The organism is Pseudomonas sp. PONIH3 (assembly GCF_002934345.1).
GTDB classification, from domain to species: domain Bacteria; phylum Pseudomonadota; class Gammaproteobacteria; order Pseudomonadales; family Pseudomonadaceae; genus Aquipseudomonas; species Aquipseudomonas soli.
The window spans coordinates 4,926,429-4,944,941 of sequence record NZ_CP026386.1 but is presented as its reverse complement, the minus strand read 5'-3'; the positions used below and the strand labels follow the sequence as shown (position 1 = coordinate 4,944,941).

The window sequence follows — 18,513 nt, the reverse complement described above, 5'->3', positions numbered from 1 at the left end:
CAATGCAAGGATCCGTCGTGACCGACCACCCCACCCCTCGCCCGTCACCCGCCGAGCCTGATGCCCGCGCCCGTGCCCGCGAAGAGGCGCTGGACTGGTTGATCCGCCTGCAATGCGCCAGCGAAGACGACACCCGCGCTTTCGAGCACTGGCTGGGCGCCGAGCCGGAAAACGCCGAGGCCTATGTCGAAGCCGAGGCGATGTGGAACGGCGCATCGCTGCGCCAGGTGGCCGGGCAACTGCAGCAAAGGCGCAAGCGCTCGCTTGCCGGGCGCCTGCGCAGCCACTGGAAACCTTTGGCCACCGCCGCGGTGCTGCTGGTCGGGCTGTTCACGTTCGGCAACCTGCCAGTGCGCCTGCAGGCCGACCATCTGACCGTGGTCGGCGAGCGCCAGCGCCTGGAGCTGGACCACGGCGCCAAGGTGCTGCTCAACACCAATTCGGCCTTTGCCAGCGACGAGCGCGAAGGCCGCAAGGTCGCCCGGCTGTTGCAGGGCGAGGCGTATTTCCAGGTGTCCAACGCCAGCCAGCCGCCGCTGGAAGTCCAGGCCGGCCCACTGCGCGCCAGCGTGCGCGACACCGATTTCGCCGTACGCTACCTCGATGGCGAGGCCCAGGTGCGGGTACAACGCGGCGATGTCGACCTGCAGGCCGCGAGCGACCAACGCATCCGCCTGAGCGCCGGCGACAGCATCAGCGTCGGCCCCAAGGGCTTCGGCCAGCGCCAGCGCCCCGACATGAGCAAGGACCTGGCCTGGATCGAAGGCCGCCTGGTGTTCGAGAACTGCCCGCTGAGCCAGGTGCTCGCGGAGGTCCGCCGCTACTACCCGGGCTGGATCATCAACCGCAACGCGCACCTGGAGCAGGTCGCGGTCACCGGCAACTATCGCCTCGACCAGCCGCTGGAAACGCTGCGTGCCCTGGCCCACATCACCTCGGCGCAACTGCATGAATACCCAGCCGTGGTAATTCTTAACTGACCTTGCAAGTTTTTTTACGCGATCGCCACACCTCGCCCGTCTCGTTATAGCCAATACGATTGATTCTCGTTCGAAAACGAGAACAAACACTGTCTATGACTCACGCGCGACAGGGAGCGCTTTCGATGCCCAAAGGTCAAACTCGCCCGTCCTCTTCTTCCCGCCGCTGCGGGCAATTGTCCCTGTTGACCTTGGCTTTGCTCGCCAGCGGCGCCTGCAGCCTGCCCGCGCTGGCCGTGGAACCGGCCCAGGCGAGTAGCCCGCGCATGGGCGATTACCGCTTCGCCATCGCCCAGCAACCGCTGGTCGAAGCCATCAATGCCTTCAGCCAGGTCACCGGCTGGCAGGTCGGCTTCAGTGCCGAGCTGGCCGACGGTGTGGCCTCGCCGGGCGTACAGGGATCGCTGGCCGCGGAAGCGGCGCTGCAGCGCCTGCTGCGCGGCACCGGCCTGGGCTACCGCAAGATCAGCAATGGCAACGTGGTGCTGGAACGCCAGGCCGCCGGCAACGCCATCGCCCTGCAGCAGGTGACCGTCAGCGCCACCCGCAGCGCCCAGGACGTCAGCCAGGTGCCGAGCACCGTCAGCGTGCAGACCCGCGAGCAACTGGACCGGCAGAACGTCAACGACATCAAGGAACTGGTGCGCTATGAGCCGGGTGTTTCCGTCGGTGGCGTCGGCCAGCGCAGCGGCCTGAATGGCTACAACATTCGCGGCATCGACGGTGAACGTATCCTGACCCAGGTCGACGGCGTGTCGATCCCCGACAGTTTCTTCTATGGCCCCTACGCCCAGACCCAGCGCAACTATGTCGACCCGGAAATCGTCAAGCGCGTCGAGATCCTCCGCGGCCCGGCCTCGGTGCTGTACGGCAGCAACGCCATCGGCGGCGCGGTGAGCTACTACACCCTCGATCCCGAGGACATCATCAAGCCGGGCAAGGATGTCGGCGCCCGTCTGAAGACCGGCTACAGCTCGGCCGACGAAAGCTGGCTGACCTCGGCTACCGTCGCCGGTCGCCAGGGCGATTTCGATGGCCTGCTGCACCTGAGCCAACGTAACGGCCATGAAACCGAATCGTATGGCGAACACGGCGGCACCGGCCTGAACCGCAGCAAGGCCAACCCGGAGGACGTGCGCACCACCAACGTCCTGGCCAAGCTTGGCTGGAACTACGCCGACGATGCCCGCTTCGGCTTCACCTACGAGCACTACAAGGACGACCGCGACCAGAACATCCTCAGCGCCGTCGGAGGCCCCTTCATTCCGGGCCGCGGCGCCTCGAACATGTATCGGATGCGCCAGGGCGACGACACCGTTACCCGCGAGCGCTTTGGCATCAACCATGAGTTCGGCCTTGAAAGCCTGGTCGCCGACCACGTGAAATGGAGCCTGAACTACCAGATCGCCAAGACCGACCAACGCACCGACGAGCTGTATTTCGCCAGTGGCCGCCAGGTGTTCCGCGATCGCCAGACCACCTACAAGGACCGCCAGTGGGTATTCGACGCCCAGCTGGACAAGGCTTTCAGCCTGGGTGCCACCGACCACCTGCTGACCTACGGCACGACCCTCAAGCATGAAAAGATCACCGGTTCACGCAGCGGTACCGGCACCTGCCTCAACGTCGGCGGCAGCTGTACGGCGATCGGCCAGAATAGCCCCGGCGACGGCCAGGTACGGGTCAGCGACTTCCCCGACCCGACGGTCAACACCTACAGCCTGTTCGCCCAGGACGAAATCCGCTGGAACAACTGGACCTTCCTGCCCGGCGCTCGGTACGACTACACCCGCATGGAACCGCAGATGACCAGCGAGTTCCTGCGCGGGGTCCAGGGTAACGGTGCAGCGCCTGGGGCCATCGACGACGCAGACAAGAAATGGCACCGCGTTTCGCCAAAATTCGGCGTGACCTATGCCTTCAACGACAACTACACCTGGTACGGCCAATACGCCGAGGGCTTCCGTACCCCGACCGCCAAGGCCATGTTCGGCCGCTTCGACAACCCGACCCTGGGCTACAGCGTCCAACCCAACCCGGACCTCGAGCCAGAGAAGAGCAAGAGCTACGAAACCGGCCTGCGCGGTAACTTCGAGGCCGGCAACTTCGATATCGCGGTGTTCTACAACAAGTACCGCGACTTCATCAACGAAGACGCCGTGCAGTCGGCCAACCTGGGTTCGACCTTCCAGGCCAACAACATCAAGCACGCCACCATCAAGGGCGCGGAGTTCAAGGGCCGCCTCAACCTCGACCACTTCGGCGCTGCCCAGGGCCTGTACACCCAAGGCTCGCTGGCCTATGCCCGCGGCCGCAACGATGACAACGGTCAGCCACTGAACAGCGTCAACCCGCTGACCGCGGTCCTCGGCCTGGGCTACGAGCAACAGAACTATGGGGGGCTGCTGAGCTGGACCCTGGTCAAGCGCAAGGACCGCGTCGACGACTCCACCTTCTTCGCCCCCGATGGCGCCAGCAAGCAGTTCCGCACGCCTGGCTACGGCGTGCTGGACCTGACCGGCTACTACAAAGTGACCGACGACATCACCGTCAACGCAGGCCTCTACAACCTGACCGACAAGAAGTACTGGCAGTGGGATGACGTACGTGGCTACGACGCGCTTGGCGAAGCGGGAGTGACCCAGCCGGCCAATCTCGATCGCCTGACCATGCCGGGCCGCAACTTTGCCATCAACCTGGTGTGGGACATCTGACGGGTTGAGATCGCCATCGCCGGACAAGCTCGTTCCCCCAGTTCCCGCGTGGGAGCGGGCTTGCCCGGCGCTGCATCGAGCCCTGTGCGAATGATTTCACTTCGCAGGTGAGGTTTTTTTACTGTTCCGCGTCTTCTGTTTCGTCTTGTCACTAGACGCCCCATTTTCCAAGGATGCCCCCATGACCGCCCCTTCCACCGAACGCGCCAACCTGCGCTCCCAGCGCCTGAACCAGGTCACCCATGCCCCGCACACCGAGCTGGACGCCCTGGTCAAGTCGCACAAGCCGTTCGACAGCCGCGAGAGCTTCGCCCGCTTCGTGGTCGCCCAGTACCTGTTCCAGTCCGAGTTGCAGGCGCTGTACACCGACCCGCAACTGATCGCCATCGTCCCCGACCTGGCCGAGCGCTGCCGCGCCGAGCAGGCCCGCCTCGACCTGGCCGACCTCGACACCGAAGTGCCCGCGCCCTTCGCCGGCGCCCTGGGCAAGCCAAGCCTGGGCGAAGCCCTGGGCTGGATCTTCGTCTCCGAAGGCTCCAAACTGGGCGCCGCATTCCTGATCAAGCGCGCCGTGGCCCTGGAACTGTCCGAAACCTTCGGTGCCCGTCACCTGGGCGAACCGGCCGGCGGTCGCGCCGAAGGCTGGAAACAGTTCACCCGCATCCTCGACAGCCTGGACCTGTCGCCCGAGGAAGACGCCGCCGCCGAACGTGGCGCGGTCGCCGCCTTCGAGCGCTTCACCGAGCTGCTCAAGCATGCCTATGCCGCCGACGCGGCGCTGGCCTGACACGCTTTACCCGGCCGTCTGCGGGCGGCCGCACCGTTGCAGTGAGACCATGACCCGAATCGCCCGCTCCAAAGTATCCCGCCTGCTGTATGCGATCCTGGCCTATGTGAGCCTGGGCATTGGCCTGGTCGCCATCGTCATTCCCGGGCTGCCCACCACCGAGTTCATCCTCCTCGCCGCCTGGGCCGCTACCCGCAGCTCGCCGCGGCTGTCCGCGTGGCTCGAGAACCACCGACTGTTCGGCCCGATCCTCTTCAATTGGCGCAACGGCAAGGTGATCCAGCGGCGCGCCAAGATCAGCGCCACTATCAGCATGTTGCTATGCGCAAGCCTCATGCTGATCGTCCTCGAGCACCACTGGCCCGTATTCCTTGCCATCGGCGGCATGGCGCTCGGCAACCTATGGATCTGGTCACGCCCGGAACGGCATGTTCCGCAAGGCAGCGTCGAATTGCAAAATTGATTCAATCGCGCCTGACATGAGCAGTCAGAGGCTAAGCAAGCCCGAATACAGCGCATACGCCGCCAACCCGGCGCCCACCAGCACCGCCGCGAAAATCAGCTTCTCCCATGCGGTGAACAGCACCTGCCCCTGCTCGCGCTTGGCCCGGGCGAACAGGATCACCCCCGGGGCATAGAGCAACGCCGACAGCAGGATGTACTTGAGCCCACCGGCATACAGCAACCACACCGCATATGACAGCGCGATCACGGCAACCAGCATGTCCTTGCGCCGCAACCCCGCCTGCCCCTGGTAGCTCTCGCCTCGCACGGTCAGCAACACCGCATAGGCCGCCGACCAGAAGTAAGGAACCAGGATCATCGACGACGCCAGGTAGATCAGGCTGGTATAGGTACCGGCGGAGAACAGTGTGATCAGCAAAAAGCCCTGAATCATCACGTTGGTCAGCCACAAGGCGTTGGCCGGCACATGGTTGGCGTTTTCTCGCGCCAGGAACCGCGGCATGGTCTTGTCACGGGCAGTGGCGAAGAGGATCTCGGCACACAACAGCGCCCACGACAGCAGCGCCCCGAGCAACGACACCGCCAGGCCGAGGCTGATCAGTAATGCGCCCCAGGGCCCGACGATGTGCTCCAGCACCGACGCCAACGATGGATTCTGCAACCCGGCAAGTTCCGGCTGGGTCATGACCCCCAGCGACAACACGTTGACCAGCACCAGCAGCGCCAGCACGCCGAGAAAGCCGATCACCGTGGCCTTGCCCACATCAGTGCGACGCAGCGCTCGCCCCGAATAGACACTCGCACCTTCGATGCCGATGAACACGAACACCGTCACCAGCATCATGTTGCGGACCTGCTCGAGGACGCTGCCGAACTGCGGATTGCTCATCCCCCAGATGTCGCGGGTGAAAATATCGGCGCGAAAGGCGACAGCCGCGATGACGATGAATATCAGCAACGGCACGACCTTGGCCACAGTGGTCACCTGGTTGATGAAGGCCGCCTCCTTGATGCCACGCAGCACCAGGAAGTGCACCGCCCACAGCAGCAATGAAGCACAGCCGATGGCCATCGGCGTATTACCTTGGCCGAACACCGGGAAGTAGAAACCGAGGGTGCTGAACAGCAGCACGAAATAGCCAACGTTGCCCAACCAGGCACTGATCCAGTAGCCCCAGGCCGAAGAAAAGCCCATGTAGTCGCCAAAACCGGCCTTGGCATAGGCGTACACCCCGGAGTCCAACTCAGGTTTGTGGTTGGCCAGGGTCTGGAACACAAAGGCCAATGCCAGCATGCCCACCGCGGTGATGCCCCAACCGATCAGCACTGCGCCGACATCGGCGCGCGCCGCCATGTTTTGCGGCAACGAGAAGATCCCACCGCCGATCATCGAACCGACCACCAACGCGATCAGCGCGCCCAGGCGTAGCTTCTGTCCCGGTTCGCTCATGGGGCTCCTCGTGCGCGGGTGCGCGTAAACGTATTTGGCAACATGAATGTTACAAGTTTCTTATTGAATCGAGCCATTAAAGCTATAGCACTCATAACCGGACTGTCTATAGCGCGGGGGAGTGAAAAGTGACAATTGCAAAGTATCTCACTCCCCACCTAAATACGTCGCTATTTACTGTGAAAAATTTGCGAAAAGCCTAAAAGAGGGCGGTTGCAGGAGCTGAGTGCAACACGGTCATTGAATTGAAACTGGAGCATCATGCCGCATAGCCATGGCCTTCTGCATCACCTCGCCCATAACTTCGATTGGGCATTTGAAGTCGAAGCGCTTACGCGGACGCATGTTCAGTTGCAGTGCGATGGCATTCAGTTCTTCCTGGCTGTGTACCGACAGGTCTGTGCCTTTGGGCAGGTACTGGCGGATCAGGCCATTGATGTTTTCGTTGCTACCGCGCTGCCAAGGGCTGTGCGGGTCGCAGAAGTAGATCGCCACGCCGGTTCTTTGGGTGATCTCGGCGTGTCGCGCCATCTCCCGGCCCTGGTCGTAAGTCATGCTCTTTCGCATCTCCAGCGGCATGCCATTGAGCGCGGCGCTGAAGCCTTCCAGCGCCGAAGTCGCCGTCGCGTCGTTCATCTTTACCAGCATCAGGTAGCCACTGGTGCGTTCCACCAGCGTACCGACGGACGAGGCGTTGGCCTTACCCTTGATGAGGTCGCCTTCCCAATGCCCCGGCATCTGCCTGTCTTCAATCTCCGGCGGGCGCACATGAATACTGACCATCTCGGGGATCTGGCCGCGCCGATCCACACCACCAGAGCGCGGTCGGCGTGTCGTCTTGCTTTGCCGCAGGCAGATGATCAGCTCCTTGCGCAGTTCACCGACCGGCAGGGCATAGATCGCGTTATAGATCGTCTCGCGACAGACGTAGGCATCTCTGAGGCTGGGAATGTTCATGCTGCGCAGCTTGCCGGCAATCTGCTCGGGAGACAAACGCTCACGGAGCATATGCGCCACCAACTCGAAGCGCTCACCACCCGGCAACAGCTTTCGCTTCGGTCGACACACCTGGCGGCGAGCCTGCATCTGCTGCTGGGCCGCGTGGGCCGAGTAGCCGCCACAGACATCTCGATTGCGGCGCAGCTCCCGGCTGATGGTCGAAGGGGATCGGTTGATCAAGCAGGCAATCCTACGCAGGCTGAAGCCTTGAGTACGACCGATTTGAATGGTGGCGCGCTCTTCAACGCTGAGTTCGGTATAAGACATAGTGGCAGCACCGTACCGGAAAGGTCAGGTGTTGCACTCAGTTTTTGCCGCCGCCGAGACTAACTTCATGGTTCGCAGGCAAAACGGAGCGCTTGCTCCAGAAGGACATGGAGGTGCCAGCGTACAAGGCCTGCAACGAAGCTGTCGGCATCCTCCAGGAGACGCATGAAGGTTTTTTCTTACCTTCATGCTGGCATGAACTGATCTAAGTCAGCGAATGATCCAGGCGTCAGATTTATTCTGAGGTCAACTTTCTCCTGGTACGGAGTCGATAAATGTCTGATTCTCCCGGAAAACTAAAACTGGGTGCGCTTGTTGCACTTGTAGTGGGTTCGATGATCGGCGGCGGGATCTTCTCATTGCCGCAAAACATGGCCGCCAGTGCCGGTGTCGGCGCGGTGCTGATCGGCTGGGCCATCACCGCGGTGGGCATGCTCACCCTCGCCTTCGTATTCCAGACCCTGGCCAACCGCAAACCCGACCTGGACGGCGGCGTGTACGCCTACGCCAAGGCTGGTTTTGGCGATTACATGGGCTTTTCCTCAGCCTGGGGCTACTGGATCAGCGCCTGGCTGGGCAACGTCGGCTATTTCGTGCTGCTGTTCAGCACCCTGGGGTACTTCTTCCCGGTTTTCGGTGAGGGCAACACCCCGGCGGCGGTGATCGGCGCCTCGGTCCTGCTGTGGGCCGTGCATTTCCTGGTATTGCGCGGCATCAAGGAAGCCGCGTTCATCAACCTGGTCACCACCGTGGCCAAGGTCGTGCCGCTGGCCCTGTTCGCCCTGATCTGCCTGTTCGCGTTCAAGCTCGATGTGTTCACCGCGGATATCTGGGCCGTGGGCACACCGGAGTTGGGCAGCGTGATGAACCAGGTGCGCAACATGATGCTGGTCACCGTGTGGGTGTTCATCGGCATCGAGGGCGCGAGCATCTTCTCTTCTCGTGCGGAAAAGCGCTCTGACGTCGGCAAGGCCACGGTCATCGGCTTTATTACCGTGCTGCTGTTCCTGGTGCTGGTCAACGTGCTGTCGCTGGGCGTGATGACCCAACCCGAGCTGGCCAAGCTGCAGAACCCGTCGATGGCTGCCGTGCTTGAACATGTGGTAGGCCACTGGGGCGCGGTGCTGATCAGCGTCGGCCTGATCATCTCGCTGCTGGGGGCGCTGCTGTCGTGGGTGCTGCTGTGCGCCGAGATCATGTTCGCCGCCGCCAAGGACCACACCATGCCGGAGTTCCTGCGCCGCGAGAACGCCAACCATGTGCCGGCCAACGCCCTGTGGCTGACCAACGCCATGGTGCAGATCTTCCTGGTCATCACCCTGTTCTCCAACAGCACCTACCTGTCGCTGATCTACCTCGCCACCTCGATGATCCTGGTGCCTTACCTGTGGTCGGCGGCTTATGCCTTCCTGCTCGCCTGGCGCAACGAAACCTACGAACAGGCCCTGGCCGAACGCAAGAAAGACCTGATCATCGGCGGCATCGCCCTGCTCTACGCGATCTGGCTGCTGTACGCCGGTGGCGTCAAGTACCTGCTGCTCTCGGCCCTGCTCTACGCCCCCGGCGCGATCCTGTTCGCCAAGGCCAAGCGCGAGGTCGGCCAGCCGATCTTCACCAGCGTGGAAAAACTGATCTTCGCCGCCGTGGTCGCGGGCGCCCTGTTGGCTGCCTACGGCTTGTATGACGGCTTCCTGACGCTCTGAACCCATGTCTTCGCATTACAGGAGGATTCACCATGTCCACTGAGAAACAGAAATACGGCGTTCATTCCGAAGCCGGCAAGCTGCGCAAAGTGATGGTCTGCAGCCCGGGCCTGGCGCACAAGCGCCTGACCCCGAGCAACTGCGACGAACTGCTGTTCGACGATGTGATCTGGGTCGACCAGGCGAAGCGCGATCACTTCGACTTCGTCACCAAGATGCGTGAGCGCGGCGTCGATGTCCTGGAGATGCACAACCTGCTGACCGACATCGTCCAGCAACCTGAAGCGCTGAAGTGGATTCTCGACCGCAAGATCACCTCCGACACCGTCGGCGTCGGCCTCACCAACGAAGTGCGTAGCTGGCTCGAGGGCCTCGACCCACGCCACCTGGCCGAATTCCTGATCGGCGGCGTGGCAGGCCAGGACCTGCCGGAAAGCGAAGGCGCCAGCGTGGTCAAGATGTACAACGACTACCTGGGCCACTCCAGCTTCATCCTGCCGCCGCTGCCAAACACCCAGTTCACCCGCGACACCACCTGCTGGATCTACGGCGGCGTGACGCTCAACCCGATGTACTGGCCGGCGCGACGCCAGGAAACCCTGCTGACCACCGCCATCTACAAGTTCCACAAGGAGTTCACCAACGCCGACTTCCAGGTCTGGTACGGCGACCCGGACAAGGACCACGGCAACGCCACCCTCGAAGGCGGCGACGTGATGCCGATCGGCAAGGGCGTGGTGCTCATCGGTATGGGCGAGCGCACCTCGCGTCAGGCCATCGGCCAGCTGGCACAGAGCCTGTTCGCCAAAGGCGCGGTGGAAAAAGTCATCGTCGCCGGCCTGCCCAAATCCCGCGCCGCGATGCACCTGGACACCGTGTTCAGCTTCTGCGACCGCGACCTGGTCACGGTCTTCCCGGAGGTGGTGAGAGAGATCGTGCCGTTCATCATTCGCCCGGACGAAAGCAAGCCTTACGGCATGGACGTGCGCCGCGAGAACAAGTCATTCATCGAGGTGGTCGGCGAGCACCTGGGGGTCAAGCTGCGCGTGGTCGAGACCGGTGGCAACAGCTTCGCCGCCGAGCGCGAACAGTGGGATGACGGCAACAACGTGGTGGCCGTGGAGCCCGGCGTGGTCATCGGCTATGACCGCAACACCTACACCAATACCCTGCTGCGCAAGGCCGGGATCGAGGTCATCACCATCAGCGCCGGCGAACTGGGCCGGGGCCGCGGCGGCGGTCACTGCATGACCTGCCCGATCGTGCGCGACCCTATCGACTACTAAACGTCCATCACCCCGGCCGTGCTCACCCAGCGGCGGCCGGGGGATTACCGAACTCAAGGAGAATCATCATGGCGTTCAACATCCACAACCGTAACCTGCTCAGCCTCGAACATCACACCACCCGCGAGCTGCGTTACCTGCTTGACCTGTCCCGCGACCTCAAGCGCGCCAAGTACACCGGCACCGAGCAGCAGCACCTGAAAGGTAACAACATCGCCCTGATCTTCGAGAAGACCTCGACCCGCACCCGCTGCGCCTTCGAAGTCGCCGCCTACGACCAGGGCGCCAACGTCACCTATATCGATCCCAACTCCTCGCAGATCGGCCACAAGGAAAGCATGAAGGACACCGCCCGCGTGCTCGGGCGCATGTACGACGCCATCGAGTATCGCGGCTTCAAGCAGGAGATCGTCGAGGAACTGGCCAAGTTCGCTGGCGTGCCGGTGTTCAACGGCCTCACCGACGAATACCACCCGACCCAGATGATCGCCGACGTGCTGACCATGCGCGAGCACAGCGACAAGCCGCTGCACGACATCAGCTATGCCTACCTGGGCGATGCCCGCAACAACATGGGCAACTCGCTGCTGCTGATCGGCGCCAAGCTCGGCATGGACGTGCGCATCGCCGCGCCCAAGGCCCTGTGGCCGCATGACGACCTGGTCGAACGGTGCAAAAAGTACGCAGAAGAAAGCGGCGCGCGCATCACCCTGACCGAAGACCCGAAAGCCGCGGTCAAGGGCGTCGACTTTGTCCACACCGATGTATGGGTATCAATGGGCGAACCGGTCGAGGCCTGGGGCGAGCGTATCCAGCAACTGCTGCCGTACCAGGTGAACAAGGAGCTGATGAAGTCCACCGGCAACCCGCGCACCAAGTTCATGCACTGCCTGCCGGCGTTCCACAACTCCGAGACCAAGGTCGGCAAGCAGATCGCCGAACAGTACCCGCACCTGGCCAACGGCATCGAAGTGACCGATGACGTGTTCGAGTCGCCGGCGTGCATCGCCTTCGAGCAGGCGGAAAACCGCATGCACACGATCAAGGCGATCCTCGTGTCGACCCTGGCTGATCTCTGACAGCGGCCTTGACTCTGTGGGAGCCGGCTTGCCGGCTATACGGGCAACACGGTGCATGGCACCGGCTTCGCCGGTGATCGCCGGCAAGCCGGCTCCCACAAAGGAACGAGGCGCTTACCCTAAATCCGCAAAGGACATTCCCCATGCGTATCGTTGTTGCATTGGGCGGCAACGCCCTGCTGCGCCGCGGCGAGCCGATGACCGCCGACAACCAGCGTGCCAATATCCGCACCGCCACCGAACAGATCGCCAAGATCCATCCCGGCAACGAACTGGTCATCGCCCACGGCAACGGGCCGCAAGTCGGCCTGCTGTCGCTGCAGGGGCTGTCGTACAAGCCGGATGAAGCCTATCCGCTGGACGTGCTTGGCGCTGAGACCGAAGGCATGATCGGCTACATGATCGAGCAGGAACTGGGCAACCTGCTGGACTTCGAGGTGCCGTTCGCCACGCTGCTCACCCAGGTTGAAGTGGACGCCAACGACCCGGCGTTCAAGGACCCGACCAAATTCATCGGCCCCGTGTACGCCAAGGACGAAGCCGAACGCCTGGCCAAGGACAAGGGCTGGGTGGTCAAGCCCGACGGCGACAAGTACCGCCGGGTGGTGGCCAGCCCGAAACCCAAGCGCATCTTCGAGATCCGCCCGATCAAGTGGCTGCTGGAAAAAAGCAGCATCGTGATCTGCGCCGGCGGCGGCGGTATCCCCACCATGTACGACGAAAACCGCAAGCTCAAGGGCATCGAGGCGGTGATCGACAAGGACCTGTGCTCGGCGCTGCTGGCCGAACAGCTGGATGCCGACCTGCTGATCATCGCCACCGACGTCGACGCTGCGTACATCGATTTCGGCAAGCCGACACAAAAAGCCATCGCCCAGGCGCACCCCGACGAGCTCGAGAAGCTGGGCTTTGCCGCCGGCTCCATGGGGCCCAAGGTGCAGGCTGCCTGCGATTTCGCCCGGCATACCGGCAAGGTCGCGGTAATCAGCTCGCTGGAGAACATCGAGGACATCGTCAAAGGCACCGCCGGTACCCGCGTTTCCACCGCCAAGCCGGGAATCAGCTACCGTTGAACGCAGTTGGCCGGTGCCTGGCACCGGCCGTTTTCAACCTTCCGGAGGACCTCGCCATGGCCCAGTATCAACCCGGTCACGTGCATATCGAGCGCACTGCGCTGAACACCAACGACCACAGCTACGACCTGTGCATCGACTACGAGGCCGTATCGGATCCCAGCGAAGGCCGCGGTATCCAGTTCCGCATGCATGGCCACATCGAGGGCAAGGCCGTCGATGAGAAGTTCTTCCTGGCCAAGGACCAGGTGCTACCCAGCTTTCTGATGCAGTTGAGCCGCAAGGCCCAGTCGTACCTGCCAGCGCCGAAGAAATTCGAGAGCCTCGGTTCGCCGCACAAGCTCTACGACTACATGTTCGAAGACATTCGCCAGAAGCTCGATGTCAAATCGGGTGATTCGATCAAGCCTGAGCATCTGGGCTGAGTGCAATCGCGGGGCTTCGTGGCAGCGGGCTTGCCCCGCGATTGGGTTTAGAGCCCTTCCCAAGGCATACTGGCGCACTCGCTTGGCCACTGCCCCGATCTCCCCATGCGCATCCACGTCAGCTTCATCGACCGCGTCGGCATCACCCAGGAAGTCCTGGCCCTGCTCGGCGCCCGCAACCTCAACCTCGATGCCGTGGAGATGGTCCCGCCGAACGTCTACATCGACGCCCCGACCCTGAGCCCCGCCGTGCTCGAAGAGCTGCACGACGCGCTGTTCGAGGTACGCGGCGTGCAATCGGTGGAAGTGGTCGACATCCTCCCCGGCCAACGCCGGCACCTGCAACTCGACGCCCTGCTCGCCGCCATGAGCGACCCGGTGCTGGCGGTGGACAGCGCGGGCAAGGTGCTGCTGGCCAACCCTGCGCTGATCGCCCTGTGCGGGCGTGAGTCCGCCGGGCGTTCGGTGGGCGAACTGTTCGGCGACCCCGAGCTGCTGCAGGCCCTGCTGGACAACAATTTCCACCTGCCCATGCGCGAAATGCAGTTGAACGGCCAGAGCCTGCTGCTCGACGCCACGCCGATCACCCACGCCGGCGGCCTGCTGACGCTGTACCCGCCGAACCGCATGGGCGAGCGGCTGTCGGCCCTGCACCACGACCACGCCGAAGGCTTCGACGCCATGCTCGGCGACTCCCCGGCGATTCGCACCCTCAAGGCCCGCGCCCTGCGCGTGGCGGCCCTCGACGCGCCGCTGCTGGTGCATGGCGAAACCGGCACCGGCAAAGAGCTGGTGGCCCGCGCCTGCCACGCCATCAGCAGCCGCCATGCCGCGCCGTTCCTCGCACTCAACTGCGCGGCACTGCCCGAGAGCCTGGCCGAGAGCGAGCTGTTCGGCTACGCCCCAGGCGCCTTCACCGGCGCGCAGCGCGGCGGCAAGCCCGGGCTGATGGAGCTGGCCAACCAGGGCACGGTGTTCCTCGACGAGATCGGCGAGATGTCGCCGTACCTGCAGGCCAAACTGCTGCGCTTCCTCAGCGACGGCAGCTTCCGCCGCGTCGGCGGCGACCGCGAGGTGAAGGTGGATGTGCGCATCATCAGCGCCACCCACCGCGACCTTGAGCGCATGGTCGCCGAGGGCACCTTCCGTGAAGACCTGTTCTACCGCCTCAACGTGCTCAACCTGCAGGTGCCGCCCCTGCGTGATCGCGGCCAGGACATCCTGTCCCTGGCGCAATACTTCATGCAGCAGGCCTGCACCCAGATCCAGCGCCCGCCCTGCCGCCTGGCGCCCGCTACCCATCCGGCGCTGCTGGGCAACCCCTGGCCGGGCAATGTGCGTCAGTTGCAGAACGTGATCTTCCGCGCCGCGGCCATCTGCGAAAGCAACGTGGTGGACATCGGCGACCTGGACATCGCCGGCACCTCGGTGGCCCGCGGGCAGGATGGCGAGGTGGCCAGCCTGGAACAGGCCGTGGGGGATTTCGAGCGGGAGTTGCTGCAACGCCTGTATGCCAGCTATCCCTCGACGCGGCAGTTGGCGGGGCGCTTGCAAACCTCGCATACCGCGATAGCCCAGCGCTTGCGCAAGTACGGTATTCCAAACAAGGCCTGATGCTGCTTCGCCGGCCCAGTCCCGCTCCGGAAGCAGGCCGTATTAAAATCATTCCACTGTACAGAATTCGCTACACACCCATCTGGGTGCCTGGGTACAAGGGTTTGATCCCACTGTGCTTTTGAATCACCCTTCTCCTGTATCGATTTCATTCCACAAAAATGACAAATCGATTGCATTAACAAACTAACCAATTGATTTATAAGGATTTTTAAGACTGGCCGCATTATTGCTAAGGGAATTCCAACCTTAAGAGCGCGGAGCCTACCGCGCCCAACGCCCCTGCTTCCCGAGGAATTCCCATGAGCGAGTTGCGTTTCACCGAAGATCACGAATGGCTGCGCGTCGAAGCCGATGGCAGCGTCACCGTGGGCATCACCGCCTACGCCCAGAACGCCTTGGGTGATGTGGTCTATGTGCAACTGCCGGAGCTGCAGCAGTACGACAAGGGCGCCGAAGCCTCCACCGTGGAGTCGGTCAAGGCCGCCAGCGGCGTGTACATGCCACTGGCCGGTGAAGTGGTCGCGGTCAACGAAGGCCTCAACGACAACCCCGAGCTGGTCAACGAAGACCCGCTGGGCGAAGGCTGGTTCTTCCGCTTCAAGCCCGCCGACATGAGCGAAGTGCATGCCCTGCTCGACCAGGATGCCTACGACCGCCTGCTCAAAGCCAACGACGACGCCTGAGGAATCACCATGACCATCAACCTCGGCACCGCCAACGAATTCATTGCCCGCCACATCGGCCCACGCGCCGCTGACGAGCAGGCCATGCTCACGACCCTGGGCTTCGACTCGCTGGACGCGATGACCGCCGCCGTCATCCCCGACAGCATCAAGGGCACCAGCGTGCTCGGCAGCCACGACGGGCAGAGCGAGGCCGATGCCCTCGCCGCATTGAAAGCCATCGCCGCCAAGAACCAGCTGTTCAAGAGCTACATAGGCCAGGGCTACTACAACACCCACACCCCGGCGCCGATCCTGCGCAACCTGCTGGAGAACCCGGCCTGGTACACCGCCTACACCCCGTACCAGCCGGAGATTTCCCAGGGCCGTCTGGAAGCGCTGCTGAACTTCCAGACCCTGATCAGCGATCTCACCGGCCTGCCGATCGCCAACGCTTCCCTGCTCGACGAGGCCACCGCCGCCGCAGAAGCCATGACCTTCTGCAAGCGCCTGTCGAAGAACAAGGCCAGCCATGCCTTCTTCGCTTCCGTGCACTGCCACCCGCAGACCCTCGACGTGCTGCGCACCCGCGCCGAACCGCTGGGCATCGAGGTGGTGGTGGGCGACGAGCGCGAACTGGGCGACGTCAGCGCCTTCTTTGGCGCCCTGCTGCAGTACCCGGCCAGCAACGGTGATGTGTTCGACTACCGCGAGGTGGTGCAGCGCTTCCACGGCGCAGGCGCCCTGGTGGCCGTGGCCGCCGACCTGCTGGCCCTGACCCTGCTCACCCCGCCGGGCGAATTCGACGCCGACGTGGCCATCGGCAGTGCCCAGCGCTTCGGCGTGCCGCTGGGCTTCGGTGGCCCGCACGCGGCCTACTTCGCCACCCGCGACGCCTTCAAGCGCGACATGCCGGGCCGTCTGGTCGGGGTATCGATCGACCGCTTCGGCAAGCCGGCCCTGCGCCTGGCCATGCAGACCCGCGAGCAGCACATCCGCCGCGAGAAGGCCACCAGCAACATCTGCACCGCCCAGGTGCTGCTGGCCAATATCGCCAGCATGTACGCCGTGTACCACGGCCCTGCCGGCCTCAAGCGCATTGCCGAGCGCACCCATGCGCTGACCGCGATCCTCGCTACCGGCCTGACCAAGCTGGGCATCAAGGTGGTCACCGGCGATTTCTTCGACACCCTCACCCTGGCCACCGGTGCCAGCACCAGCGCGCTGCACGACAAGGCCCGCGTCCAGGGCATCAACCTGCGCCAGGTCGACGCCGCCCAGCTGGGCCTGTCGCTGGACGAAACCAGCACCCAGGCCGATGTCGAGGCCCTGTGGCAGCTGTTCGCCGACGGCCAGGCCAGCCCTGACTTCACCGCCCTGGCCAACACCGTCGCCGTGCGCCTGCCGGCCGGCCTGCTGCGCCAGTCGGCCATCCTCGAGCACCCGGTGTTCAACCGCTACCACAGCGAAACCGAGCTGATGCGCTACCTGCGCCGCCTGGCCGACAAGGACCTGGCCCTGGACCGCACCATGATCCCGCTGGGCTCGTGCACCATGAAGCTCAACGCCGCCAGCGAAATGATCCCGGTGACCTGGGCCGAGTTCGGCAACCTGCACCCGTTTGCCCCGGCCGCGCAAAGCCAGGGCTACCTGCAGATGACCAGCGAGCTGGAAGCCATGCTCTGCGCCGCCACCGGCTATGACGCCGTGTCACTGCAGCCCAACGCCGGCTCCCAAGGCGAATACGCCGGCCTGCTGGCGATCCGCGCCTACCACCGCAGCCGTGGCGACAGCCACCGTGACATCTGCCTGATCCCGTCCTCGGCCCACGGCACCAACCCCGCCACCGCGCACATGGCCGGCATGCGCGTGGTGGTGACCGCCTGCGACGCGCGCGGCAACGTCGACATCGACGACCTGCGTGCCAAGGCCATCGAGCACCGCGAGCGCCTGGCGGCGATCATGATCACCTACCCGTCCACCCACGGCGTATTCGAGGAAGCCATCGGCGAGATCTGCGCGATCATTCACGACAACGGCGGCCAGGTGTACATCGACGGCGCCAACATGAACGCCATGGTCGGCCTGTGCGCCCCGGGCAAGTTCGGCGGCGACGTCTCGCACCTGAACCTGCACAAGACCTTCTGCATCCCCCACGGCGGCGGCGGCCCGGGCGTCGGCCCGATCGGCGTCAAGGCGCACCTGGCGCCATTCCTGCCGGGCCATGCCCAGCTGGAAAACACCCAGGGCGCGGTATGCGCCGCACCGTTCGGCAGCGCCAGCATCCTGCCGATCACCTGGATGTACATTCGCATGATGGGTGGCGCGGGCCTCAAGCGCGCCTCGCAGATGGCGATCCTCAACGCCAACTACATCGCCCGTCGCCTGGAAGAGCACTATCCTGTGCTGTACACCGGCGGCAACGGCCTGGTGGCGCACGAGTGCATCCTCGACCTGCGTCCGCTCAAGGACACCAGCGGCATCAGCGTCGACGATGTCGCCAAGCGCCTGATCGACTTCGGCTTCCACGCCCCGACCATGTCCTTCCCGGTGGCCGGCACGCTGATGATCGAACCGACCGAAAGCGAGTCGAAAGAGGAACTGGATCGATTCTGCGACGCCATGATCCAGATCCGCGAAGAGATTCGCGCGGTCGAGAACGGCAGCCTGGACAAGGACGACAACCCGCTGAAGAACGCCCCGCACACCGCGGCGGAGCTGGCCGGCGAATGGGCCCACGGCTACAGCCGCGAGCAGGCGGTGTATCCACTGCCGAGCCTGGTGGAAGGCAAGTACTGGCCACCGGTCGGCCGGGTCGACAACGTGTTCGGCGACCGCAACCTGGTGTGCGCCTGCCCGTCGATCGAGAGTTACCAGGACGTCTGATCGGGTGGGGCCGCTGTGCGCCCCATCGCCGGCAAGCCGGCTCCCACAGGTTCAGCGCTAAGCTGTGGGAGCCGGCTTGCCGGCGATGGGCTGCGTAGCAGCCCCCAATGGGCTTACTGG

Annotated in this window: 14 protein-coding genes; 12 read left to right on the top strand and 2 right to left on the bottom strand. The window is 63.9% G+C overall.

Annotated features, from left to right (window positions below; all coding sequences use genetic code 11):
- Positions 1 to 17 precede the first annotated feature (17 nt).
- The 4 genes from C3F42_RS22955 (at position 18) to C3F42_RS22940 (ending at position 4,944) form a co-directional block, all read left to right on the top strand.
- Positions 18 to 980, top strand: coding sequence for a FecR domain-containing protein (locus tag C3F42_RS22955; protein ID WP_104444954.1), 963 nt, complete (start codon positions 18 to 20; stop codon positions 978 to 980).
- Between the two features lie 125 nt (positions 981 to 1,105).
- A complete protein-coding gene (locus C3F42_RS22950) occupies positions 1,106 to 3,694 on the top strand; it encodes a TonB-dependent receptor (protein WP_104444953.1) in 2,589 nt (862 codons plus the stop codon).
- Positions 3,695 to 3,875: 181 nt separating this feature from the next.
- On the top strand, positions 3,876 to 4,481 hold the full coding sequence (locus C3F42_RS22945) for a biliverdin-producing heme oxygenase (RefSeq protein WP_038706745.1): 606 nt from the start codon (positions 3,876 to 3,878) through the stop codon (positions 4,479 to 4,481).
- Between the two features lie 49 nt (positions 4,482 to 4,530).
- Complete coding sequence (locus C3F42_RS22940; RefSeq protein WP_104444952.1) at positions 4,531 to 4,944, top strand: YbaN family protein; 414 nt, start codon at positions 4,531 to 4,533, stop codon at positions 4,942 to 4,944.
- 24 nt (positions 4,945 to 4,968) lie between these two features.
- Here C3F42_RS22940 and arcD (C3F42_RS22935) read toward each other — a convergent pair whose 3' ends face one another.
- A complete protein-coding gene (gene arcD / locus C3F42_RS22935) occupies positions 4,969 to 6,396 on the bottom strand; it encodes an arginine-ornithine antiporter (RefSeq protein WP_023630516.1) in 1,428 nt (475 codons plus the stop codon).
- Positions 6,397 to 6,633: 237 nt separating this feature from the next.
- Entirely contained in the window at positions 6,634 to 7,662 is a 1,029-nt protein-coding gene (locus C3F42_RS22930) for an IS30 family transposase (RefSeq protein WP_100774681.1), read from the bottom strand.
- 275 nt (positions 7,663 to 7,937) lie between these two features.
- Here C3F42_RS22930 and arcD (C3F42_RS22925) point away from each other — a divergent pair, with 275 nt between their 5' ends.
- The 8 genes from arcD (C3F42_RS22925) (at position 7,938) to gcvP (ending at position 18,393) form a co-directional block, all read left to right on the top strand.
- Positions 7,938 to 9,365 (top strand): arginine-ornithine antiporter, encoded by a 1,428-nt coding sequence (arcD, locus tag C3F42_RS22925; protein WP_023630518.1) that lies wholly within the window; start codon positions 7,938 to 7,940, stop codon positions 9,363 to 9,365.
- A 32-nt stretch (positions 9,366 to 9,397) separates the two neighbouring features.
- Positions 9,398 to 10,651, top strand: coding sequence for an arginine deiminase (arcA, locus tag C3F42_RS22920; protein WP_038706746.1), 1,254 nt, complete (start codon positions 9,398 to 9,400; stop codon positions 10,649 to 10,651).
- Positions 10,652 to 10,719: 68 nt separating this feature from the next.
- Positions 10,720 to 11,730: an ornithine carbamoyltransferase gene (locus C3F42_RS22915; protein ID WP_094011694.1), complete on the top strand. Its 1,011-nt coding sequence runs from the start codon at positions 10,720 to 10,722 to the stop codon at positions 11,728 to 11,730.
- 143 nt (positions 11,731 to 11,873) lie between these two features.
- A complete protein-coding gene (arcC, locus tag C3F42_RS22910; protein ID WP_023630520.1) occupies positions 11,874 to 12,803 on the top strand; it encodes a carbamate kinase in 930 nt (309 codons plus the stop codon).
- A gap of 56 nt (positions 12,804 to 12,859) precedes the next feature.
- A complete protein-coding gene (locus C3F42_RS22905) occupies positions 12,860 to 13,228 on the top strand; it encodes a DUF5064 family protein (RefSeq protein ID WP_031315061.1) in 369 nt (122 codons plus the stop codon).
- 105 nt (positions 13,229 to 13,333) lie between these two features.
- Entirely contained in the window at positions 13,334 to 14,842 is a 1,509-nt protein-coding gene (locus C3F42_RS22900) for a sigma-54-dependent transcriptional regulator (RefSeq protein WP_038706747.1), read from the top strand.
- A gap of 302 nt (positions 14,843 to 15,144) precedes the next feature.
- Positions 15,145 to 15,528, top strand: a complete 384-nt coding sequence (gene gcvH, locus C3F42_RS22895) for a glycine cleavage system protein GcvH (RefSeq protein WP_094011696.1) — start codon at positions 15,145 to 15,147, stop codon at positions 15,526 to 15,528.
- Between the two features lie 9 nt (positions 15,529 to 15,537).
- Positions 15,538 to 18,393, top strand: a complete 2,856-nt coding sequence (gene gcvP, locus C3F42_RS22890) for an aminomethyl-transferring glycine dehydrogenase (RefSeq protein WP_094011697.1) — start codon at positions 15,538 to 15,540, stop codon at positions 18,391 to 18,393.
- Positions 18,394 to 18,513: the final 120 nt, after the last annotated feature.